Origin of the sequence: Burkholderia sp. LA-2-3-30-S1-D2, assembly GCF_001523915.2 — a bacterium.
GTDB lineage: Bacteria > Pseudomonadota > Gammaproteobacteria > Burkholderiales > Burkholderiaceae > Burkholderia > Burkholderia diffusa.
Window position 1 is genome coordinate 181245 of sequence record NZ_CP013385.1, and the last position, 23723, is coordinate 204967.

At 70.0% G+C, this 23723-nt stretch carries 15 protein-coding genes; 6 read left to right on the forward strand and 9 right to left on the reverse strand.

Features of this window, described 5'->3' with window-relative positions; genetic code table 11:
* Nucleotides 1-8 precede the first annotated feature (8 nt).
* Nucleotides 9-233, forward strand: a complete 225-nt coding sequence (locus WS66_RS29805) for a hypothetical protein (RefSeq protein WP_059602877.1) — start codon at nucleotides 9-11, stop codon at nucleotides 231-233.
* A gap of 41 nt (nucleotides 234-274) precedes the next feature.
* On the opposite strand, the gene WS66_RS29810 is transcribed toward WS66_RS29805, so the two are convergent.
* Nucleotides 275-1525, reverse strand: a complete 1251-nt coding sequence (locus WS66_RS29810) for a phosphatidylserine decarboxylase family protein (RefSeq protein WP_059602880.1) — start codon at nucleotides 1523-1525, stop codon at nucleotides 275-277.
* Between the two features lie 118 nt (nucleotides 1526-1643).
* Here WS66_RS29810 and WS66_RS29815 point away from each other — a divergent pair, with 118 nt between their 5' ends.
* From WS66_RS29815 to arsH, 5 genes are all read left to right on the forward strand, one after another.
* Nucleotides 1644-1898, forward strand: coding sequence for a hypothetical protein (locus WS66_RS29815; protein WP_059602416.1), 255 nt, complete (start codon nucleotides 1644-1646; stop codon nucleotides 1896-1898).
* Between the two features lie 150 nt (nucleotides 1899-2048).
* Nucleotides 2049-2384, forward strand: coding sequence for an ArsR/SmtB family transcription factor (locus WS66_RS29820; protein WP_059602419.1), 336 nt, complete (start codon nucleotides 2049-2051; stop codon nucleotides 2382-2384).
* A gap of 22 nt (nucleotides 2385-2406) precedes the next feature.
* Nucleotides 2407-2901, forward strand: coding sequence for an arsenate reductase ArsC (locus WS66_RS29825; RefSeq protein ID WP_059602423.1), 495 nt, complete (start codon nucleotides 2407-2409; stop codon nucleotides 2899-2901).
* A 68-nt stretch (nucleotides 2902-2969) separates the two neighbouring features.
* Entirely contained in the window at nucleotides 2970-4040 is a 1071-nt protein-coding gene (gene arsB, locus WS66_RS29830) for an ACR3 family arsenite efflux transporter (RefSeq protein WP_059602425.1), read from the forward strand.
* 20 nt (nucleotides 4041-4060) lie between these two features.
* The gene (gene arsH / locus WS66_RS29835; RefSeq protein WP_059602429.1) at nucleotides 4061-4783 is read left to right on the forward strand and encodes an arsenical resistance protein ArsH; all 723 of its coding nucleotides are present in this window, start codon (nucleotides 4061-4063) and stop codon (nucleotides 4781-4783) included.
* 83 nt (nucleotides 4784-4866) lie between these two features.
* Here the strand turns inward: arsH and treY are convergent, their stop codons facing one another.
* From treY to WS66_RS29875, 8 genes are all read right to left on the reverse strand, one after another.
* Nucleotides 4867-7632, reverse strand: coding sequence for a malto-oligosyltrehalose synthase (treY, locus tag WS66_RS29840; RefSeq protein ID WP_059602432.1), 2766 nt, complete (start codon nucleotides 7630-7632; stop codon nucleotides 4867-4869).
* Nucleotides 7629-9935 carry a 4-alpha-glucanotransferase gene (gene malQ / locus WS66_RS29845; protein WP_059602434.1) on the reverse strand — a complete coding sequence of 769 codons (2307 nt, stop codon included), beginning with the start codon at nucleotides 9933-9935 and terminating at the stop codon, nucleotides 7629-7631. Before malQ ends, treY begins: the two co-directional genes overlap by 4 nt.
* On the reverse strand, nucleotides 9932-11803 hold the full coding sequence (treZ, locus tag WS66_RS29850) for a malto-oligosyltrehalose trehalohydrolase (protein ID WP_059602437.1): 1872 nt from the start codon (nucleotides 11801-11803) through the stop codon (nucleotides 9932-9934). Before treZ ends, malQ begins: the two co-directional genes overlap by 4 nt.
* 9 nt (nucleotides 11804-11812) lie before the next feature.
* Nucleotides 11813-13927 (reverse strand): glycogen debranching protein GlgX, encoded by a 2115-nt coding sequence (gene glgX / locus WS66_RS29855; protein WP_059602441.1) that lies wholly within the window; start codon nucleotides 13925-13927, stop codon nucleotides 11813-11815.
* A gap of 32 nt (nucleotides 13928-13959) precedes the next feature.
* Complete coding sequence (gene glgB, locus WS66_RS29860) at nucleotides 13960-16161, reverse strand: 1,4-alpha-glucan branching protein GlgB (RefSeq protein WP_059602443.1); 2202 nt, start codon at nucleotides 16159-16161, stop codon at nucleotides 13960-13962.
* On the reverse strand, nucleotides 16158-19568 hold the full coding sequence (gene treS / locus WS66_RS29865; RefSeq protein WP_059602883.1) for a maltose alpha-D-glucosyltransferase: 3411 nt from the start codon (nucleotides 19566-19568) through the stop codon (nucleotides 16158-16160). The genes glgB and treS overlap by 4 nt, the downstream gene beginning before the upstream one ends.
* A complete protein-coding gene (locus WS66_RS29870) occupies nucleotides 19568-22960 on the reverse strand; it encodes a maltotransferase domain-containing protein (RefSeq protein WP_059602446.1) in 3393 nt (1130 codons plus the stop codon). The genes treS and WS66_RS29870 overlap by 1 nt, the downstream gene beginning before the upstream one ends.
* A 181-nt stretch (nucleotides 22961-23141) precedes the next feature.
* A complete protein-coding gene (locus WS66_RS29875; RefSeq protein ID WP_059602449.1) occupies nucleotides 23142-23630 on the reverse strand; it encodes a phage protein NinX family protein in 489 nt (162 codons plus the stop codon).
* Nucleotides 23631-23723 lie beyond the last annotated feature (93 nt).

Sequence of the window (23723 nt, forward strand, 5' to 3'; positions counted from 1 at the left end):
AAACAAGCATGCTGACCGCCCATGAATTTGCCGCGCTGTTCCTGGTGCATCGCGCACCGGAACAGATCCAGACCGACCGCGACGACATCGTCGCGCTGGTGGAACGACAGTTGATCGTGATGCGTCCGGACGCGTCCGGCACGAGCCGCCCTGCGCTGACCGCCGACGGGTTGACGGTCGTCCGGTGCGTGCAGCGGGATGACGGCCGCGACGCCGGCAATCACGACGCGTGACACGCGACGCATGATGCTCGCGCGCGGGGCCGGCGCGCGGTTCAGCGTGCGATCGCGACCGGCGCGTTGACCTGCACGACCGGGGTATCGCCGTCGAACGGCGGCGCGAACTGGAAGCGGTCGATCACGCCGGTCTCGAACAGCAGGCAGCAGGTCGAGCCGCCGCACTGGAAATAGCCGATCTCGTCGCCCTTCTCGACGCGCTGCCCCGGCACGACTTCGACGATGCAGGACGAGACATCACCCATTCCGACGAACACGGCCGCGACGGTCCCGATCCCGGGATCGTCGCAGTCGATCGCGACGATCGCGCGTGCGGCGACGGCCGTCATGTATCCCTGCGAGTCGTTGAGCCCGGCCGGGTCCGGGCCCTCCGCTTCGGCGACCGAGTAGTAGGTGCCGTCGACCCGGTACGCATGCGTGACGGTGCCGCGTACCGGTGCGTGCCAGCGATGATAGTTGTACGCGCTCAGATATGCCTGATACAGATCGCCGCCGGCGAACCGTTCGGCGAGCGGCAGTCGCGCGGGCGTGAAGATGTCGCGCAGCGAATATGGCTGGCCCTTGATCCAGAACCTGTCGCGGATCTTCACGTTCGATGCGGTTTGATACGGCGCGGCCTCGCATGCGCTGACGATCACGTGCGCATCGTCCGGTGCCGAGACCGGCCGCGCACCCGCGCGAAAGCGTCGCGTGAAGAAGTCGTTCCACGAGTCGAAGCCCCAGTGCGGCTGGTCCTCGCGATACTGGAACTGCGACAGGCCGAGGCGTTTGCGCGCCTCGTCGCAGAACCAGCCGTCGGGCGGCGACGTGTCGAGATGCGCGCGCGAATGCGGGCCGCCGAGGAAGTCGCACCACACGTTCAGCACGCGCTTCAGATGCGCGTTGACCGCCGCGTCGCGAAACACCGCGTGGCCCGACGGCATGCACATCGGCCAGTCGAGGAACGCGTTCAGCGGGCACACGATCAGGCTCGTTTCGCTGAATGGCGGCGTGTAGGTCATCAGGTGATCGATCACCATCATCAGTTCGTCGATCGATGCGTAGCCGAGCGTGCGGCCCGCTTCGCGTGCCTCGTCGATCGCGCGGGTGAGGCACATGCGCAGCACGGCGTCGTCGTCGAACAGCCGCGCGAGTTCCTGCACGGCCGGTGTGCGCAGCTGTTCGCCGGCATGCGCGCGTGCGTCGTTCGCGATTTTTTCGCGGTACGCGGCCATGTGCGACTCCTCTCCGGTCATCCATTCGCCGAGGCGATGGCGCGTGGCGGGCGACGTGCTGGGATCGGTCGGCATGGTCATCTCCGGCAAGCATTGCGATACGAACGCAGGCAGCAATGCGCTTGCCCGGTGCGCGGCATCGAAATTGCTGCATCGGGGCGATGGATGCTTTCGATGACTCAGGAGTGGACACATGAACGCAGCCTCGAATGTGCGAAAGACGAACGATGCGCCATCGACCGACGAGCGCGGCGGCGATGAACAGCGGACCGTGGCGCCGACCCGCACGCGGGCACGCGTGCGCGCGGCGACGTCACGTAACGCCGGTAACGCTGCCCGGCAGGCCGAACGCGGCGGCGGGAACGGGCCGGTGGCGACGAGCGGCGGTCACAAGACCGCCGAGCCGCATTGGGAAGATGACAGCGGCGCGATGCCGCCGGAAGAGTGATCGTGACCTTGAGTGCTTGTTGCTGGCCCGCCAGTCGCTCCGGGCGATAGCAAGCGACGAGCGCAAGCTGGATCGAATCGTCGCCGTGGAAAGAGTCGGGGCCGAGTAGCACTGATTCCTTCGTTTCCATATTTCGAGTAATATCGAACAATGGAAACGAACCAGACCATCGCCGCCCTGTCGGCCCTCGCGCACGAGTCGCGCCTCGCCGTATTCCGCGCGCTCGTGCAGGCCGGCCCGTCGGGCCTGCCTGCGGGGCAAATCGCGACGCTGCTCGACGTGCCGCCGTCGTCGCTGTCGTTTCATCTGAAGGAACTGGCCCATGCGCAGCTCGTCACGAGCCGCCAGGAAGGCCGCTTCGTGTTCTATTGCGCGAACTTCGCGACGATGAACGGGCTGATCGGCTACCTGACCGAGAACTGCTGCGGCGGCAATCCGTGCGCGCCGGTCTCAGCCTGTTCGACCTCCTGCTCCGACCAAACGTAGGCACACGTCCACACACCCGCCGATGACCACCAACGTCCTGATCCTCTGCACCCACAACTCCGCCCGCAGCGTGCTCGCGGAGGGCATGCTCAATCACTGGGCCGCGAAACTCGGCCGCGACGTGCGCGCCTACAGCGCCGGCAGCGCGCCGAGCGGCCGGCTCAATCCGTTCGCGCTCGACGCGCTCACGCGCGCCGGCATCGACGTCACCGGATACCGCAGCAAGAGCTGGGACGAATTCGTCGGCGACGGTGCGCCGCGCATGCGCATCGTCATCACGGTATGCGACAGCGCGGCCGCCGAGGCCTGCCCGTACTGGCCCGGCAGCCCGGTGAAAGTGCACTGGGGCTACGCCGATCCGTCGAATGCCGAGGGCGGCGACGCAGGCAAGCGGCTCGCATTCGAGCTGACGCGCGAGGCGATCGGTTACCGGATGCTGCAACTGCTGGCGTTGCCGCTCGACCGGTTGAGCGACGCCGAGCTCCAGGCGGCGTTGATCGCGATCTCGCGGAACTGAGCGTCCGCACGGAGGGCACGCGCGAACCCGTGTGCCGCTTGTGTCGTTCCAGCAACGAATCCTGTCCGATGAATATGTCCAATACCATCCCGCCTTGCAACGCCGCCGCGAAGCCGGCGATCAATTTCTTCGAACGCTACCTGACGGTCTGGGTCGCGCTGTGCATCGTCGCCGGCATCGCGCTCGGCCAGGTGCTGCCCGGCCTGTTCCAGCGCATCGGCCGCATCGAGTATGCGCAAGTGAACCTGCCGGTCGGGCTGCTGATCTGGGTGATGATTATCCCGATGCTCGTGAAGGTCGATTTCGGCGCGCTGCATGAAGTGCGACGGCACGTGAGGGGGATCGGCGTCACCCTCGCCGTGAACTGGCTCGTCAAGCCGTTCTCGATGGCCTTCCTCGGCTGGCTGTTCATCCGCCAGCTGTTCGCGCCGATGCTGCCGGCGGACCAGATCGACAGCTACGTCGCCGGCCTGATCCTGCTGGCCGCCGCGCCGTGCACGGCGATGGTGTTCGTGTGGAGCCGGCTCACGGGCGGCGATCCGCTGTTCACGCTGTCGCAGGTCGCGCTGAACGACAGCATCATGGTGATCGCGTTCGCGCCGCTGGTCGGGCTGCTGCTGGGGATGTCCGCGATTACCGTGCCGTGGGCGACACTGCTCACGTCGGTGCTGCTCTACATCGTGATTCCGGTGATTCTCGCGCAGCTCTGGCGCAAGCGGCTGCTTCGGAGCGGCCAGGCGGCGTTCGATGCCGCGATGGCGAAAATCGGCCCGTGGTCGATCGCCGCGCTGCTCGCGACGCTCGTGCTGCTGTTCGCATTCCAGGGCGAAGCGATCCTGAAGCAGCCGCTGGTGATCGCGCTGCTCGCGGTGCCGATCCTGATCCAGGTGTTCTTCAACGCGGCGCTCGCGTACTGGCTCAACCGCGCGGTGGGCGAGAAGCACGATGTCGCGTGCCCGTCCGCGCTGATCGGCGCATCCAATTTCTTCGAGCTCGCCGTCGCGGCCGCGATCAGCCTGTTCGGTTTTCACTCCGGCGCGGCGCTCGCGACCGTCGTCGGCGTGCTGATCGAGGTGCCGGTCATGCTGCTGGTGGTGCGCATCGTGAACCGGTCGAAGGGCTGGTACGAGCGCGCTTGAGCCAACCACGGAATCCATCCATGACCGACCGACTGACCGACCTGCCGCAACTCGACCCCGAACTCTTTCGCGTGCCGGACGCAAGCCGCTTGCGGCCGGCTTCGCCGTCCACGCATCCGCCGCGTTTCCTGCTGCTGTACGGTTCGCTGCGCGAGCGTTCGTTCAGCCGCCTGCTCGTCGAGGAGGCCGGGCGCCTGCTCACGGCGATGGGCGCCGAGGTGCGCACGTTCAATCCGAGCGGCCTGCCGTTGCCCGACGATGCGCCGGAGAGTCACCCGAAGGTCGTCGAGCTGCGCGAACTGGTGCAGTGGTCCGAAGGGATGGTGTGGTGCTCGCCGGAACGACACGGCGCGATGACCGGCATCATGAAGTCGCAGATCGACTGGATTCCGCTGTCGATCGGCGCCGTGCGGCCGACCCAGGGCAAGACGCTCGCGGTGATGCAGGTCAGCGGCGGCTCGCAGTCATTCAACGCGGTGAACCAGATGCGCGTGCTCGGGCGCTGGATGCGCATGCTGACGATCCCGAACCAGTCGTCGGTGGCCAAGGCGTTCATGGAATTCGACGAAGCAGGGCGAATGAGGCGGTCGGCCTATTTCGATCGCGTCGTCGACGTGATGGAGGAACTGGTGAAATTCACGCTGCTGACGCGCGACATCGGGTCGTATCTGGTCGACCGGTACAGCGAGCGGAAGGAGAGCGCGGAGGAATTGTCGAAGCGGGTGAATCAGCGGGCGATCTGAAGGAGCGGCGAGTGCGTCGTCTCACGGGACACGATCGAGACGGGCAGCGTGTGCGAGCATGATCCACAGCCATCCGGACCGATTCAATTCCGAACGCGTGCCGCGACGAGCACCGCCACCGGCAACGCACCCAGACAGCGCTCGAGCCGAATCACGCCGTCAGGTGCCGCGATTTCGCTTCCGTCGCTCAGCCAGTCGATCCACCGCTCGCCGGCGCCTTGCGGCACGACCACGGCCGTATCGCCCCATGCCCGTGGTTCCACGCGCGGCAGCGCCGGCGCTTCGCCGAGCAGCCGGCACGCGAGCCGCGTCACCGCGACCACGACCGTCGCCGTTTCGTCGCAGCGCGCGAACGCCACCGCGTGCCGCCCGAGTTTTCCGCGAACGCGCAGCGGCACGTACGCGCCGTCCGCGAACGTCGTTGGCCAGCGCGTGCGCAACGCGAGCATCCGCTCGACGAGCGCGCGCTTCACCCGCGCATCGGGCCAGTCGCGCAGGTACGCGGCGACCGGTTCGTCGACCCGTTCGGCCGCCAGCTTCGCAAACGGCACGTCGCGCCGGTTGTCCGGATCGACGAGCGAGTGATCCCATGACTCGGTACCTTGATACAGATCGGGCACGCCCGGCGACGCCATCCGCAACGCCGCCTGCGCGAGACTGTTGACGACGCCGGCCGGCGCGATCCGCGCGACGAACGCATGCAGTCGATGTGCGAAATCGCCCGTACCGTGCGGCGTCAGGATCGCGCGGACGAACGCCTCGCAAGCGCGCTCGTAGTCCGCGTTCGGCGCGAGCCAGTCCGAATGCTGTTTCGCCTCGCGCAGCGCCTTCGTCTGCCACCGCACCACGCGCTCCGCGAGCGCCGCGAGTCCGGCCGCATCGTCGGGCGCGAGCCCCGGCGGCCAGCAGCCGACCAGCGTCTGGTATAGCATCGCCTCCGCGGAAGGCCCCGGCGTCCATGCAAGATCGCGATGCGCGCCGCCGCGCCAAGGCTGGTTCAACGCGGACCACTCGAGCGACACCGCGCACCACCGGTCCGGCACTTCGCTCAGCACCGCAAGCCGCGCGCGCGCATCCTCGCCGCGCTTGTGATCATGCGTCGCCGTCGCGACGAGCGTGTGCGGAACGGTGCGCGCGCGTCGCCGGTTGCGTGCATGGAACGCGCCGCGCGACAGGCTGAACTCGCCGGCATCGGCGCCGACCTCGTTGCGCGACAGCAGGCGTCCGTAGCGATAGTTGGCCGTGTCCTCGACACCCTTCGCGGCGAGCGGCGCGGTGAGCTGCGCGAACGCGACACGCGCCGCGTGCAGCGCCGCGGCATCCGCGCGCGGCACGCGCGTGCCGGGCAGCCCGAGCCAGCCGGCGACGCGATCGAGCGCGTAGCGGTCGGACGGATCGATCGTCGCGCACGCCGCGTCGTACGCGTGCGCCAGCACGCGACGATCGGCACCGGTCGGTTCGTCGCCGAGGGTCGGGTAGAGCCGGTACACGGGCAGATGCACGGCGAGCTCGCCCAGCACCCGATGGATCGCAATCCGGCTGATGTCGCGCGTCGCGGGCGCGGCACGGGCGACGCGGTGCAACGCCCGCGCGACGCGTTCATGCTCGCCCGCAAGCTGCCGTGTCAGCACGCGCCGCTTGCCGGCCACCGCTTCCTGAGCGAACGAGCGCGCCGAACCCGACACGGCCGCCCAGTGCGCGGCGAGCGGCGCGGCACCAGCCGGGTCGTGCAGCAGCGCGGCGACGTCGTTCATGAAGTCGTAACCGGTCGTGCCGTCGACGCGCCAGTCCTCGCGCAGCGTCTCGCTCGCCGCAAGGATCTTCTCGACGACGACATACGGCCGCTCGTCGCGCTGCGCGGCGAGCCGCGCATGCAGGCGCCGGCAGTACGCACGCGGGTCGGCGAGGCCGTCGACGTGATCGACGCGCAGGCCGTCGATGAAGCCGGCGGCATGAAGTTCCAACGGCAGTGCGTGCACCGCGTCGAACACCGCTTCGTCTTCGACGCGCACGGCTGCGAGCGTCGCGATGTCGAAGAAGCGCCGCCAGTTCAGTTCGTCGGCGGCGGTGCGCCACCATGCGAGGCGGTAATGCTGGCGTTCGAGCAGCCGGTGCAGGCACGCGCGCGAGCGCGCGCGGCGCGGATCGGCGCCGCGCAGGATCGCGTCGAACGCATGCGGGCCATGGGTGGCGGCGTAGTCGCGCAGCGCCGCGTGTGCATCCGCGAGGCGCGCGCTGCCACGTACCGACGCGCCAGCGAAACGTTCGGCGAGTGCGTTCAGGTCCGCCCGATTGGCGATGCGCAGGATTTCCGCATAAGTTGCGGCGGCGACCGGCAACCTCCTGCCCGGGCAGGCGAGGAAGAAGCATCCGGCTGAAGGATCGGCGCCGAGCATGATGTCGCCGGCCGCGAGCGCGTCGCCGTAGGGTGCGCCGAGGCAGGGCAGCAGCACCTTGCCGTCGAGCGCCGTATCGGGCGGATGCCAGTCGATGTCGAAGTAGTGTGCGTACGGGCTCGCCGGTCCCCATTCGAGCACGTCGTTCCACCAGCCGTTCGACGCGCCGCCGACACCCATGTGGTTCGGCACGATATCGACGATCACGCCGAGGCCGCGCGCACGCAGCGCGTCGATGAGGCGGCGGAAACCGGCTTCGCCGCCGAGTTCGGCGCGGGTCGTGCGATGGTCGACAGTGTCGTAGCCGTGCGTCGAGCCGGGCTCGGCCGTCGTGATCGGCGACAGGTACAGGTGGCTCACGCCGAGCCGCGCGAAATAGTCTGCGTGCGCGGCCGCGTCCTCGAACGTGAAGCCCGCATGCAGTTGCAATCTCAGGGTCGCGCGCGGGGTCATGCATCGTCCTCCGGTACATGGCGTGCGCGCTTGATCGCCGCGATGCGTGTGCGCACGTCAGCGTCGAACAGCGCGTCGACCGTGCGCGGCAGCCGGCGCAGCCAGTTCGGGTGGCCGCATGGCGGGCCGGGCAGGTTCGGCTGTTCGGCCAGTGCGAGCAGATCCTCGAGCGGCACGATCGCGAGCGGCGACGGGCTGCGCGCGACGTACGCGAGGACGGCGCCGACCGGCGGCATATCGGCGGGCGGGACCGGATCGCTCACCGGTGCGCAGCCCGCGTGCTGCAACGCGCGCCACAGCATCGCGCGGTCGGTGGCGCGTTCGGCCCGGGCGGCCGTGAGGTCCGGGGCGGGCGACGGTGTGTTCTGCGCGGAGGGCGCGCCGTGGCTGTCATCCGTGGCCGGCATATCGTCACGCATGACCGGATTGTTCCGTTCGTCGCGGCCCGAGCCGTGTGCGGCCGCGGCGCGACCGATGTCGTCGCCGGCATTGCGTGCACTCGCGGCTCGCCGCACCTGGTCGCTCCGGTGAGCCGCATGCGTGGCCGCATCGGTATTGGCATCCGCATCCGGGCCCGCCCCGGCCACGACCCGCCGCCATTCGAGATCGACACCACGCCACCAGCCGGCCACCGTCGGCAGATCATGCGTCGACGTCATCGCGATCGCGTCGCGATCCCACGCCGACGGCGGCCGAAACGCGCGACCGGCTTCACGTTCGAACCACAGCACGCGCATCCCCGCGATACCCCGCGCGCCGAGCCGCTCGCGAAAACCTTCCGGCACCGTGCCGAGATCCTCGCCGATCGCGACCGCGCGATGCCGTGCCGCTTCCAGCGCGACGAGCCGCACGAGATCGTCGAACGGATAGCGCAGGTACGCGCCGTCGCGCGGCGACCGGCCCTCCGGCACGATCCACATCCGCGCGAAGCCGAGCACGTGATCGATGCGGATCCCGCCCGCATGCGCGAAGGCCGCGCGCAGCAGCTCGACGAACGGCGCGAAGCCGTTCGCGCGCAGCGCGGCGGGCGTCCACGTCGTCACGCCCCATGCCTGGCCGTCCGCATTGAACAGGTCGGGCGGCGCGCCGACCGACACGCCGCGCAGCAGTGTCGTGCCGTGCGCCCACGCATCGCTGCCCGCGCGATCGGAGCCCACCGCGAGATCGGCGATCAGCCCGATCGTCATTCCCGTATCGCGCGCGGCACGCTGTGCGTTGCCGAGCGCGTCCGACGCGCACCATTGCAGGAACGTATGGAACGCGATCGTCTCGGCATGCGCATGGGCGAAGGCGTCGACCTCGGCTGACGCCGGCGTCAGCCACTGCGCGGGCCATTGCCGCCAGTCCGCGCCGATCCCGTGTTCGATGCAGAACGCCTGCAGCGCGTCGAAGCGCGCGTGCGCGTCGAGTGCCGTGCCGCCCGCCGCGCGGAATCGCTCGAACGCGTCGCGCGACGGCTCGCCGTTCGCGCGCCACGCATCGAAACACGCGCGCAACCGGCGCAGCTTCAGCGGCAGCACGTGCGGCCAGTCGATCAGCGGCGCGTCGGCTGTGTTCGGCATGCCAGGCGCCGCGCCGCTCATTCGCCGCACGATATCGGCGCCCGGCACCGCATCGCAGTCGAGATACGCGACGTTGTGCCAGCGCCGCGACGACGGAGAATACGGGCTGTCGTGTTCGGGCAGCGCCGGGTACCCGGCATGCGTCGGACTGATTGCGACCGCGTGCGCGCCGTGCCGCGCCGCACGCGCGGCGAGGCCGGCGAGCGCGGTGTAGTCGCCTGCGCCGTCGTCGCCCGTGCGGCGCAGGCTGTAAATCTGAGCCGCGATGCCCCAGCGGCGCCGCGCGTCCGGCGCGTCGTCGCAGGCATCGAACTGCCGTGTACGCGGCGGCGCGATCGCAAGCCCGATCCGCTGCTCGCCGATGTCGAGCGCGTGATAGCCGGGCAGCGCGAGCGGCGGCAGCGTGCCGTATTCGCCCGCGCCGTTCACGCGCCCGTCGATGTGTCCGCCCGTTTCGAGTGAAATCCGGAAGCGTGCGCCGGGCGGTGCGACACCGCGTGGCAGCGTGAGCGGCACGCCGGCGTCGCCGGTCACGACGCGCGGCGCCGCGTCGTGCGCGGCGGCGAGCGCGGCCGCGCTGTCGACCCGCTCGCTCGGCGTGCCGCACGGCCAGCCGAGCGCACCGACGAGCGCCATGAGCGCGTCGTCGTCGACTCGCCGGGCGACGCCGCCCGCATCGATCCAGTCGGGCTCCAGCCCGGCCGCACGCGCGAGTTCGGCGATCGGTACGTCGGTCGTCATGGCCGCGTATGCGCGTTCGAGCGGTGGCTCAGCGCGTCGTGGTTGACCGCGCCGTCGCGCCACGCGATGCAGGTGCGCGCAGGCAGCCGCTCGTCGGCCAGACGGTCGCGCGCACGCGGCGGCGTTTCGAACACGATCTTGCCGACCGGCAGCGCCGACAGCACCGCGTCGTGCGAGCCGGGATTGAACGCGATCGTCAGCGTGCTGCCGTCGCCGAGCCGCCAGCGTGCGACGAGCGCCACCTCGGCGCCGTCGTCGTTGCGGGCCAGCAGCTCGACGCCGAGCGCGCGGGCGCCCGGCAGGTGCGGCGTCACGAGCGCCGCGCGCACGGTCAGCGCGCTGCGATAGAAGCGCCGCCACGCGTCGGCGTCGGGCCACGCGTCCTCACCCGCATGGCCGGGCGACGAGCGCACGAAGGTGCCGACGTCGTTCGGATCGGGAATCGCGTCGCGATGCGCGGGATCGGCGAACGCGGGAAACGCGGCGAACTCGCGGCGCCGGCCTTCGCGCACGGCGTCGGCGAGTTCGCCGCGATAGTCGGTGAAGAACTGGAACGGCTGCGTGCTGCCGTCTTCCTCGCCCATGAACAGCAGCGGAATCTGCGGCGCGAGCAGCATCAGGGCGGTGGCTGCGCGCACGGCGTCGTCGTTCGCGAGCGCGCGCAGGCGTTCGCCGAACGCGCGGTTGCCGATCTGGTCGTGGTTCTGCAGGAACGTCACGAACGCGGTCGGCGGCAGGTGCGCGCTCGGCTCGCCGCGCGGCGCTCCGCCGTGCAGCGGCGACGGCTCGCCCTGGTACGCGAACCCTTCGCCGAGCGTGCGCGCGAGATGGCGCAGCGGCGCATCGGCGTAGGCGCGGTAGTAGCCTTCCCGCTCGCCGGTCAGCAGCACGTGCGCGCTGTTGTGGAAGTCGTCGTTCCACTGCGCGTCGAAGCCGCCGGGCCCGAGCAGACTCGCCGCATTGCGTTCGTTCTCGAGCACCAGATGCACGTGACGCGCGTCGCCCGCGTACGCGCGCACGCGGCGCGCGAGCGCGCGCAGCCACGCGTCGTCGTCGATCGCGTGCGCGGCGTCGATGCGCAGGCCGTCGAAACGGAATTCGTCGAGCCAGTACAGCGCATTGTCGATGAAGAACGCGCTCGTCTGCGCACGCGAGAAGTCGATCGCGGGCCCCCATGCGGTCTGCCGGTCCGCACGGAAAAATGCTGGTGCATAGCGAGGCAGCAGGTTGCCTTCGGGGCCGAAGTGGTTGTACACGACGTCGAGCAACACCTGCAACCCGAGCCCGTGGGCGGTGTCGACGAGTGCCTTCAGTTCCTCAGGGCGTCCGTACGACGCGTCGGGCGCGAACGGCAGCACGCCGTCGTACCCCCAATTGCGCGCGCCAGGGAACGCGTTGACGGGCATCAGTTCGATCGCGGTCACGCCGAGCGCGGCGATATCCCGCAGGCGCCGCTCGACGTTCGCATAGCCGCCGCACGCGCCGACGTGCAGTTCATACAGCACCGTCTCGTGCCACGGCCGGCCGCGCCACGCATCGTTGAGCCAGCGGTACGCGGCCGGATCGACGACCTGGCTCGGGCCATGCACGCCATCGGGCTGGAAGCGCGACGCGGGATCGGGCACGGCGAGACCGTCGTCGAGCAGGTAGCGGTACAACGTGCCGGGGCCATACGGCGCGACGACCTCGAACCAGCCGTCGCCCGCGGCCGGCATCGGAATGCGCTGCTCGCCGTGCAGTTCGACGGTGGCCGTGCGGCTCGCGGGTGCCCACAGGCGGAACCGCGTGTGCGCCGCGTCGATGCAGGCCGCGCCGAACGACGAGGCGAACGCGTGTGAGACGGGCGGATGGGCGGTACGTGACGTCATGGCGGCTCCTTACGCGGGCGGGGATGGCGGCACGGCCGCGACGGCGATCACGGCGGCGTGCGCGGCGACGTCGAGGCCGGCCTCGGGCCACGAACGCGGCCCGGCGTCGGGCGTCGCGGTGTCGAGCAGCACGCGGTAGTCGAGCACCGGCGCGGGGAGCCTGAACGTGATGGGGTGCGTCGACGCGTTCAGCATCACGAGCAACGCCTCCGTGCGTCCGGTGCGGCCCGTGCCGACGCGCCGCATCGTCAGCGCACGACGCTCGCCGTCCTCCCACGCGGGCACGCTCAGCGCGCCGCCGCGCTCGTCGAACCAGTCGATCTCGTGCATGCCGGGCGCGCCGTCGCGGTCGCCCGACGGATAGCGCGGCGCGGACATCACCGGATACATGCGCCGCAGCGCGGCGAGCCGCGACACGAAACGCGTCATATGCACGCCTTCGTCGCTGCGTGCAAGGTCCCAGTCGAGCCACGACAGTTCGTTATCCTGGCAATACGCGTTGTTGTTGCCGTGCTGCGTGCGACCGAATTCGTCGCCGGCGACGATCATCGGCGTGCCGAGCGCGGTGAACAGCGTCGCGAGCATCGAGCGCGCGACGCGCGCGCGCAGGTCGCGGATCGACGCGTCGTCGGTCGCGCCTTCGACGCCCCAGTTCGCGCTGCAGTTGTCGTCGCGACCGTCGCGGCTGTCCTCGCCGTTTGCCTCGTTGTGCTTGTGCGCGTACGAAACCAGATCGGCGAGCGTGAAGCCGTCGTGCGCGGTGACGAAGTTCACCGATGCCCACGTATGGCGCCGTTGATGATTGAACAGGTCGGCCGAGCCCGCGAGGCGTGCGGCGAGTTCGGGGCGTTGCCCTGCGTCGCCGCGCCAGAAGCGCCGCACGGTGTCGCGAAAGCGGTCGTTCCATTCGGCGAAGCCGGGCGGGTGGCGGCCGAGCTGATAGCCGCCGGGCCCGAGGTCCCACGGCTCGGTGATGAGCTTGCGCTGCGCGAGCACCGGGTCCTGCCGCAACGCGTCGAAAAACCCCGCGCCAGGCTCGAAGCCGTGATCCTCGCGGCCGAGCGTCACGCCGAGATCGAAACGGAAGCCGTCGATATTGAACGCGGTGGCCCAGTAGCGCAGCGAGTCCATCACCATCTGCACGACGCGCGGATGCGACATGTTCAAGGTATTGCCGCAGCCGGTCTCGTCGACGTGGTAACGCGGGTCGCCGGGCCGCAGCCGGTAGTAGCTGGCATTGTCGAGGCCGCGCCACGACAGCGTCGGGCCGAGTTCGTTGCCTTCGCAAGTATGGTTGTAGACGACGTCGAGCACGACCTCGATACCGGCCGCGTGCAGCTGCCGGATCGCGATACGCATTTCGTCGAGCCGCCGCGTCGACAGATACGACGGCTCCGGCGCGAAGAACGCGGCCGTGTCGTAGCCCCAGTAGTTGCGCAGTCCGCGATTCACGAGCGCGCGCTGCTGCAGGAACGCGTGCACGGGCAGCAGCTCGACGGTCGTCACGCCGATCGACAGCAGGTGATCGACGAATGCCGGATGCGCGAGCGACGCGAAGGTGCCGCGTTCCGGCGCGCGCAGCCCCGCGCGGCGCATCGACGCGCCGCGCACGTGGGCCTCGTAGATCACTGTGCTGCGCCACGGCACGTTCGGGCGCTGGTCGGTGCGCCAGTCGAACGCCTCGTCGACGACCACGGCCTTCGGCATCGCGGGCGCCGAATCGCGGCGGTCCATCGACAGGTCCGCGCGGTTCGAATGCACGCGATAGCCGAACAGCGCGTCGGACCAGCGGAAATGACCGACCAGCTTGCGCGCGTACGGGTCGAGCAGCAGCTTGGTCGAATTGAAGCGGTGGCCATGCTGCGGCTGGTACGGGCCATCCGCGCGAAAGCCGTACACGGTGCCCGGATGCGCGTTCGGCAGGTACCCGTGCCACACCTCGTCGGTGCACTCGGGCAGGTCGAGCCGTGCGAGTTCCTTGCGGCCGGTCGGGTCGAACACGCACAGCTGGATGCGCTGCGCGTGCGCGGAAAACACCGCGAAGTTGGTGCCGAGACCGTCCCAGGTCGCACCGAGCGGATAGGCGCGGCCGGGATCGAGTCGGGATGGCAGGGCGGTCGGCATGGGGCGGGTCTCCGTGTCGAGGTCGCCGGGTGTCAGGCAGGGCTCAGCCATACGGTCGCGAGCGGCGGCAGGCGCAACGTGGCCGACCACGATTCGCCGTGCGCGGGCACGGCTTCCGCCCACACGGCGCCGTCGTTGCCGGCATTGGTGCCGCCGTACACGGCCGCATCGGTGTTCATCAGCTCGCGCCACTGGCCGGGCGCGGGCAGCCCGATGCGATAGCCGGCGCGTGGCACCGGCGTGAAGTTACTGATCGCGACGACGAGGCGTCCGACATCGTCGCGGCGCGCGAACGCGAACACGCTGTTGTCGCGATCGTCGCCGATCAGCCACGCGAAGCCTTCTGCGTGGCAGTCGAGCGCATGGAGCGCCGGTTCGGCCGCGTACACGCGGTTCAGGTCGCGCACGAGCCGTTGCACGCCGCGATGCGCGGGCGCGTCGAGCAGATCCCAGTGCGGCGTCGCGTCGTGCGCGAACTCGGCCCATTGCGCGAATTCGCCGCCCATGAACAGCAGCTTCTTGCCGGGATGCGCCCACATGAAGCCGAAGTAAGCGCGCAGCGTCGCGAGCCGCTGCCACGCGTCGCCGGGCATCTTCGTGGCGAGCGAGCCCTTGCCGTGCACGACCTCGTCGTGCGACAGCGGCAGCACGAAGCGTTCGGAGAACGCATAGACGAGCCCGAACGTCATCCGGTCGTGGTGATAGCGGCGATGGACCGGATCCTCGCGCAGATACGCGAGCGTGTCGTGCATCCAGCCCATGTTCCACTTGAAGTCGAAGCCGAGCCCGCCGTCGCCGGTCGACGCGGTGACGCCCGGCCACGCCGTCGATTCTTCCGCGAAGGTGACGACGCCCTGCGGCGCGAGCGCACCGTGCAGCGTGTCGTTCAGCGTGCGCAGGAACGCGACCGATTCGAGATTCTCGCGCCCGCCGTGGACATTCGGCACCCACTCGCCTTCCTTGCGCGAATAGTCGCGGTACAGCATCGACGCGACCGCGTCGACGCGGATCCCGTCGACGTGATAGCGCCGTGCCCATGCGAGCGCCGACGCGACGAGGAACGCGCCGACCTCGTTGCGCCCGAGGTTGAACACGCAGGTGTTCCAGTCGGGATGCATGCCTTCGCGCGGGTCGGCGTGCTCGTACAGCGCGCTGCCGTCGAATTGCGCGAGACCGTGCGGGTCGTTGGGGAAGTGCGCGGGCACCCAGTCGACGATGACGCCGATGCCGGCCGCATGCGCGCGATCGACGAAGCGCGCGAAGCCGTCGACCGGCCCGAAGCGCGCGGACGGCGCGAACTGCGCGAGCGGCTGGTAGCCCCACGAGCCGCCGAACGGATACTCGGAAATCGGCATGAATTCGACGTGCGTGAAGCCCATGCCGCGCACGTACGGGATCAGCCGCTCGGCGAGCTCGTCCCAGGTCGCGCTGCGGTCCATTTCCTCGGGCACGCGCTGCCATGACTCCGCATGCACTTCGTAGATCGACCATGGGATGCGGAAACGGCGGTCCGCGTGCGGCCGCGCGCGCAGCCAGTCGTCGTCGTGCCATGCAAACGCGTCGAGTGCCGCCGTGTCGGCGACGACGGACGCGGTGCGCGGCGGTGCCTCGGTCGCGCGCGCGCACGGGTCGGCCTTGTGCGGCAGCACGCGCCCGTCGTTCGCGCGCAGCTCGTACTTGTAGTGCTCGCCTGCGCCGATGCCTGGCACGAATAGCTCCCACACACCCCACGGCCGCCGTAGCCGCATCGGATGACGACGGCCGTCCCAGACGTTGAAGTCGCCGACCACCGACACGCGCTGCGCGTTCGGCGCCCACACCGCGAAGCGCACGCCGTCGACGCCGTCGATGCGCGCGGGCGTCGCGCCGAGGCAGTCGAGCACGGCGGCCGGGTCGCCGGCTGCGAAACGCGCGAGCGCCGCGTCGTCGAGCAGCATGCCGAACGCATAGGCGTCGTCGGTCACCTGGCGCGTGTCGGGCCAGTCGATCGCGAGCCGGTAATGGCCGTCGTGCGCGAGCGTCCCCGCGAAACAGCCGGCGTCGTTCACGCACGCGAGCGTGCCGAGCTCGTCGCCGTCGGGCGTCACCGCCCGCACGCGCCGCGCGCCGGGCAGCAGTGCACGCACGACGAACCGCCCGGCATCCCCGTGCGGGCCGAGGCACGCAAACGGGTCTGGATGGCGGCCGGCGAGCAGTGCATCGATATCGCGCCGGTCGAACAGCGTGTCGGTCATTGGGCGCCTCCGTTGTCGGGTGTGCCGTGCGCGTCGAGCAGGCGTTCGACGAGCGCGGCGAGCCCGCCGACCGGCACGCCGAGCCAGTCCGGGCGGTTCGCGGCCTCGTAGCACAGCTCGTACGACGCCTTGTCGATCAGGAACAGCGCGAGCAGGCGATCGGCGTAGCGCGGGTCGACGAAGCGTTCGGGTGCCTCGTCGGCGGCCGCGCGATAGCATTCGACGAAGCGGTCGGCGGCGGCCTGCCCGAAGCGGTCGAACAGCGCACGCTTGCGGCCGACCGCCTGCGGCGGCGCCTTCTCGATCGCGAATTGCGCGGTCGCGCTCACGTACGACAGCGAGCGCAGGAAGCCGGCCACGTCGCGCAGCGGATGCGACTTCGCACGGCGCCGCGCGAGCGGACGCGCGGGCTCACCCTCGAAGTCGATCAGCAGCGCGTCGCCCTGCACGTCGAGCACCTGGCCGAGATGGAAATCGCCGTGAATCCGCGTGCATTGCGCGTCGAGCGTGCGCGGCACCAGTTCGCCAAGCGCCTGCACGGCCGCGTCGCGCGACGCGAGCAGCGTGTCGGCGGCGGCGCGCATGGCCGGATCGAGCGCATCGAGCCGCGTGGCCAGTACGTCGAGCGCGTGCCTGAACGACGTGATCGCGTCGAAACACCAGCCGTCGACGTGCTCGGGCGTCGCGCGCTCCGGCGTGAACGCCGGGTCGTCGCACGGCTGCGCCAGCGCGACGTGTAGCTGGCCGAGCCGCGTGCCGACGATGCCCGCGAACGCCGCGTAGCCGAGCAGCGCATCCGGTTCCTCGTCGGGCTCGGCCGCTTCGCCGTCGGCGACGGCGGGCAGCGCGAGCTCGTCGACCGCGCGTTTCAGGAAGTCGAACGATCGCGTCCACGCGTCGCCCTGGTTGTCGACGTAGCGCTGCAGGATCGCGACCGTATGCGGCGAGCCATCCGGATCGACGTGCACGACCTCGCCGGCGAGCGTCGCTGTGTTCGCGTAGCCGATCCGCGTCAGGTGGCGGCTCATCTCCGCTTCCGGATGGATGCCGTGCGCGACCTTGCGCACCAGCTTCAGCACGATCTCGTCGCCGATCACGAGCGAGCTGTTGCTCTGCTCGGCCGCGAGCCAGCGCACGTCGGCGTCGTCGCCGGGGTCGAGCGCGGCAAGCGCATGTTCGGGCAGGAAGTCGAGGCGGCCGCCGTCGGACGTCGGCACCGTCGCGCCGTCGCGCAGCTTGCGCAGCATCCCGCGCGCGAACGCGGGCAGTGCGAATGCGTCGGTCAGGTAGCCGACCGTGTGGCCGCGCCGCACGCGCGCGAGCGCGAGCTGGGCGAACAGCGGATGCGACGTCTCGCCGCCCCATGCGGCAGCCAGCGGCACGACGTAGCGTTCGACGCCGCCATCGCTCGCGGACACCCAGGCCTCCGCGTACTGGAACGGCTCGTCCGGTATCGGCGTGACGACATTCAGCCACGCATTGCCGATCTTGCGGTCCTTCGACGCGAACCAGCGCCGCCGCGTGAGCCACGACGCGAGCGCATCGTGCGCGAGCGTATGCAGCTGCCCGACGTCGGGCAGCACGTCGCCGCGCCGCATCACGATCGTCACGTACTCGGGCAGCGGCTCCGCGTGCGGCTGCCGCCACGACGGCTCGCGGCCGTGCTCGGACAGCACGAACCATAGAAACCCGTACGGCGGAAAGGTGAGCAGGTAAGTGAGCTGCCCGATCGGCGGAAACGCCGAGTCCGACGTCATCTCGATCGGCACGCGGCCCGCGAATTCGGAGAGGTCGAGTTCGACCGCCTGCGACGAGCGTGACAGGTTCGCGACGCACAGCACTGTCTCGTGGCCTTCGAGTTCGCGCAGGTACGCGAGCACCTTGCGGTTCTCCGGGCGCAGGAAGCGGATCGTGCCGCGCCCGAACGACTGCGTCGCGCGACGCGTCGACAGGATGCGGCGCATCCAGTTCAGCAGCGAATGCGGGTCGCGCGTCTGCGCCTCGACGTTGACCGCGTCATAGCCGTACAGCGAGCCCATCACGGGCGGCAGCACCAGCAATTCCGGGTCCGCGCGCGAGAAGCCGCCGTTGCGGTCCGACGACCATTGCATCGGCGTGCGCACGCCGTCGCGGTCGCCGAGGTGGATGTTGTCGCCCATCCCGAGTTCGTCGCCGTAGTAGATGACCGGCGTGCCGGGCATCGACAGCAGAAGCGAGTTGATCAGCTCGATGCGGCGCCGGTCGCGCTCCATCAGCGGCGCGAGGCGGCGCCGGATGCCGAGGTTGAGCCGCGCGCGCCGGTCGGACGCATAGGTCTGCCACAGCAGGTCGCGCTCCGAGTCGGTCACCATCTCGAGCGTCAGCTCGTCGTGATTGCGCAGGAACACGGCCCACTGGTTGCTCGGCGCGAGCGCCGGCGTCTGCCGCATGATGTCGACGATCGGGAAGCGGTCCTCGCTCGCGATCGACATGTAGATGCGCGGCATCAGCGGGAAGTGGAATGCCATGTGGCATTCGTCCTCGTGGCCGAAATATTCCTGCACGTCTTCCGGCCACTGGTTCGCTTCCGCGAGCAACATCCGGTTCGGATACTCGGCGTCGATCGTCGCGCGAATGCGTTTCAGGATCGCGTGCGTCTCCGGCAGGTTCTCGTTGTTGGTGCCTTCGCGCTCGACCAGGTACGGAACTGCGTCGAGCCGCAGCCCGTCGATGCCGAGATCGAGCCAGAAGCGCATCACCTGGAGCACCTCGCGCACGACGGCCGGATTGTCGAAGTTCAGGTCCGGCTGGTGCGAGTAGAAGCGGTGCCAGTAGTACTGGCCTGCAATCGGGTCGTGCGTCCAGTTCGACGTTTCGGTATCGAGGAAGATGATCCGCGTGCCGGTGTATTTCGTGTCGGTATCGGACCACACGTAGTAGTCGCGATGTATCGAGCCGGGCTTCGCGCGCCGCGCGCGCTGGAACCACGGATGCTGGTCCGATGTGTGGTTGATCACCAGTTCGGTGATCACGCGGATCCCGCGCGCGTGCGCTTCGCGGATGAAGCGCCGCACGTCGGCGAGCGTGCCGTAGTCGGGATGCACGTCGCGGTAATCGGCGATGTCGTAGCCGTCGTCGCGGCGCGGCGACGGGTAGAACGGCAGCAGCCAGATCGTGTCGACGCCGAGCTCGGCGATGTAGTCGAGCTTCATGATCAGGCCGGGGAAGTCGCCGATCCCGTCGTTGTTCGAGTCGTAGAACGACTTTACGTGCACCTGGTAGATGATCGCGTCCTTGTACCACAGCGGATCGTCCGCGCAGAGCGCGGGTGCGCGGCGTCGCGACCGGCGCCGGCGCGGCGTGCCGGCCGGTGCGAGCGAAGGGAACTGCGCGCGGCGCACGTCGTCGAGGGAGTCTTCGCGTTTCATCATGCGTGTGCTCCGGAAGGGTGTCGGGCGTCGCCCGGCTCGGGCGCCGCCGCTCGCGCGGCGCCGGGAGACGGCGCGAGCCGCCAGATCGCATACGGCCGCACGTGCGGGTCGAGCGACACGTACTGGCGATGCCCGCGCCACGTTTCGGCATGCGCGGCGTCCTGTTCGAACGCGTCGAGCGGTTCGCCGTCGACGAGCCCGAAGCCGCGCCACAGCGACGCGTCGAGCGTGAAGTTCGCGGCCTGCGGGTGCCACGGGTCGAGGCTGATCGCGACCGCGACGACGCTGTCGTGCGCGGGCGTCGCCTTCACGAACACGAGGACCTGGTCGTTGTCCGCGTCGGCGAACGTGAGGCCGAGGTGAGTTTGCAGCGCCGGATGCTCGCGCCGCGCGCGGTTCAGACGCGCGACTTCGGCGCCGATGTGCGCGGCCTTGTTCCAGTCGCGCGCGCGCAGCTCGTATTTCTCCGCATCCGCGTATTCCTCGCTGTCGGGCAGCGGCGCCGATTCGCCGATCTCGAAGCCCGAATACAGGCCCCACGAGCCGGCGAGCGTCGCCGCGAGCGCCGCGCGGATCACGAACTGCGAGCGCGGCGCATTCTGCAGGTGGCGCGGATTGATGTCGGGCGTGTTCACAAAGAAGTTCGGCCGGAAAAACTCGCGCGGCGGGCCGGCCGTCAGCTCGGTCAGGTAATCGATGAACTCGCGCTTCGTCTCGCGCCACGTGAAATACGTGTACGACTGCGAGAAGCCGACCTTCGCGAGCCGGTACATCATGCCCGGCCGCGTGAACGCCTCCGACAGGAACACGACGTCCGGATGCTTGCCGCGCACGTCGGCGATCATCCACGCCCAGAACGGAAGCGGCTTCGTGTGCGGATTGTCGACGCGGAAAATCCGCACGCCCGCGTCGACCCAGAACAGCACCGCGTCGCGCAACGCGACCCACAAGTCGGGCAGCGCGTCCGGCGCGTAGAAGTCGGGATTCACGATGTCCTGATAGCGCTTCGGCGGATTTTCCGCGAAGCGCAGCGAGCCGTCGGGCCGCCATGCGAACCAGCCCGGGTGCGCGGCGAGCCACGGATGGTCGGGCGAGCACTGGATCGCGAAGTCCAGCGCGATCTCGAGCCCTTGCGCGCGCGCCGCCTCGACCAGCGTCCGGAACGACGCGAGCGTGCCGAGCTGCGGATGCACGGCCGTGTGGCCGCCGTCGTGCGAGCCGATCGCGTACGGGCTGCCGACGTCGTCCGGGCCGGCCTTCAGCGTGTTGTTGCGGCCCTTGCGCGCGGTCGTGCCGATCGGGTGGATCGGCGGGAAATACAGCACGTCGAAACCCATGTCACGGATGCGCGGCAACTGCGCGATCACGTCGTCGAACGTGCCGTGCCGGTGCGCATCGTTGCTCGCCGAGCGCGGGAACATTTCGTACCAGCTCGAGAAGCGCGCGGCGCGGCGCTCGATGTCGACCGGATAAACCGTTTCGTCATGGGTGACGAACGGCCGGTAGCGCAGCGCCGCGAAGGCATCGGCGAGCGCGGGCGCGCCGATCAGCGCGAGGCGTTCGTCGGGCGACGCGTCCTTGAATTCGGCGCTCAGCCGTTCCATCTGCCCGATCGCGCGCGGATCGGCCGGGTCGGCCTGCTTCAGCGCGGCCGCGAGCAGCAGTTGCGCTTCGCGCACCTCCAGCGTCACGTCCTGACCGGCCGCACGCTTCTTCGCGATGTCGGTGACGAGCGATGCCCAGTCGTCGCGCCATGCGATCACGCGGAACGCGTGGCGGCCGAGCCGGTCGAGCGAGATGCGCGCGTGCCAGCGATCGTTCGGCTCGGCGACGAACGGCACTTCGCGCCAGTCGTCCTCGTCGTCCGCGCGCCATTGCAGCGCTGCCGCGAGATGCGCATGCCCGTCCGAGAAAATCGATGCGTGCACAATCAGCGTTTCGCCGATTACGCGCTTGATCGCGAAGCGGCCGCCGTCCACGGCCGGCTCGACGCGTTCGATCGCGATCCGGTCGGCCGCGAGCGCGGCGGACAGCGCGGTGCGCTCGCTCGCGGCGTTGGCGCGCGGGATCGCCGGCGGCGCGCGCCAGGCTTCGCGCAGTGCGTAGCCGCCGGGTTCGAGCGTGAACGCTTCCAGCGCGACCGGCGCGTGCTTGCGCGCGCCGTCCGGCGTCGCGACATGGGTGAAGCCGCCCGGCACGCCGGGCAGGATCGTGGCGGGATCGACCGGCGCTTCGGTATCGAGATCGGGATTCAGCGCGATCAGCAGTGCCGTGTCGTCATGCTCGAGCGACGGGCCCGTGCCGCGCAACAGCGCGGTCGCGGCCGCGCCGGGCGCGCTCAGTTGCGCGATTTCGCCGCGCTGGGCCGCGAGCGGCGTCGCGCGGCGCCATGCATTCGCGTCGGCGATCGCGCCGGACAGATCGAAGCGCGCGCCGTCGAACGCGGCGCGATAGCGCGTGGCATCCGCATCGCGTGCCATCAGCGGCAGCGTGACGCCGCGCTCGAAGCCCATCGGCACGAGCCAGCCGGTGCCGACCGCCGCCGCGGTCCACAACGCGCGGTGATACGCCCGGGCGACCGTCTCGTCCGGCGCGTCGCGCCAGTCGTCGGCGAGACGCGGACCGTCGTAGGCGTCGGGAAACGCGATCGGCGAGCCGATGCGCCGCAACAGACGGTGTTCGTCAGCGAACCACGGCGAACGCAGATCCCACCAGCGTACCGACGAGAACACCGCGTCGAAGCCGGCCGCCTCGAATTGCGCAAGCGCGTCGCGCGCATGGCCGGGTACGCCGGCCAGCACCGTGACGTCCGGGCGCGCGCGCCGCAGCGCCGCGCGCCAGCCGGGCCACCACGCGGCCGGCAGATGATGCGGCGCGTCGATCAGGAAGCCGGCCGCGCCGGCGTCCGCGAACGCAGCGAGATGCGCGCACCACCACGCGGCGAGTGCGTCGTGTGTCGAAGCCTCGCCGACCTGTGCATGCGCGACGTCGAGTTCATGCGCGGCGCGGCGCGGATCGATCAGCGCGTCGTCGTGCGAGCGCTCGACGTACCAGTCCGGATGCTCGACGCGCAGCGGATTGTCGCGCGCGATGCGATCGGGCACGACTTCGAGCATCACGCGCAGCCCGTGGCCGTGCGCGAGTTGCGCGAGCCGCGAGAACGTCTCGAGCGCGCCGGCGCGCGTCGCGAACGTCGCGGCCGGCCGATGGAATTCGGCGACGTGACGCGGAAAACCCGCGACGCTGGCGGCCCAGAAGCCGCCGATCAGCACGTGATCGAAGCCCATGCCCGCGATGTGTGCGAACGTGTCTGGCCACGCGTCGAGCGGACCGACGAGGCGGGCATCGCAGAAGTAGAGGTGTGGGGCGAAGGGGGGCGTGACGTTCATGGAATGGCGTGGGCGGGTTGCGGCGAACGGTAACGGCCGTGCGCCGCAACCCGCGTGCCTGCGGCGCTGCGCCCCGCGCGGCAACGTGCGTGCGGGATGCCGCGTCCTGAACCTCTGTCGTTTTTACATAAACGCTGTACGGTCGTTGCATCGCGCGCGGAGCGGGGCGCGTCCGGCGTCGTCACATGCGCGGAATCGAGCGGATGTCCGAACTGTCGCCGGCGGCCGGATCGTCGTCCGCTTCGGGAAGCGGCGCTCCGGGGTCGTAACGCACCGGCGCGCCGCGCTCGATCCGGTGCGCGAACGCCGGCGGGGTATCGACGTCGTCGCCGAAACGCGCCCGCACGAAGGCGCGCAGCAGCGCGGTGCGCGGGTCGGTCGCGCGCGCCGCGCAGGTCGACGGGCCGTCGATGAAGCATGCGTCGCATTCGACGCCGTCGCCGCGCCGCGCGATCCGCAGGTCGCCGACGCGATCGAGCACCGCTCCCGCGTCGGCCCACGACGCCGACGGCGCGAAATGTGCATCGAGGCGCCGCAATGCATCGCACGCGGCGGTCACGATCAGTTGCGGCTCGACGGCCGTGAAGCACAGCGTGTCTTCGTCGTCCGCGCACAATGCGCGCGCGCACCAATAGTCGAGGGCCGTTCCGGCGAGTTCGTCGGTTCGCATGGGCAAGCTCCGTCAGGGTTTGTCAGCGCGGTGGGACGCATGCGCAAGCTGCGTGCCGGGCTGCCGGATAGCGGGCACGGCGTGTGCTCACGG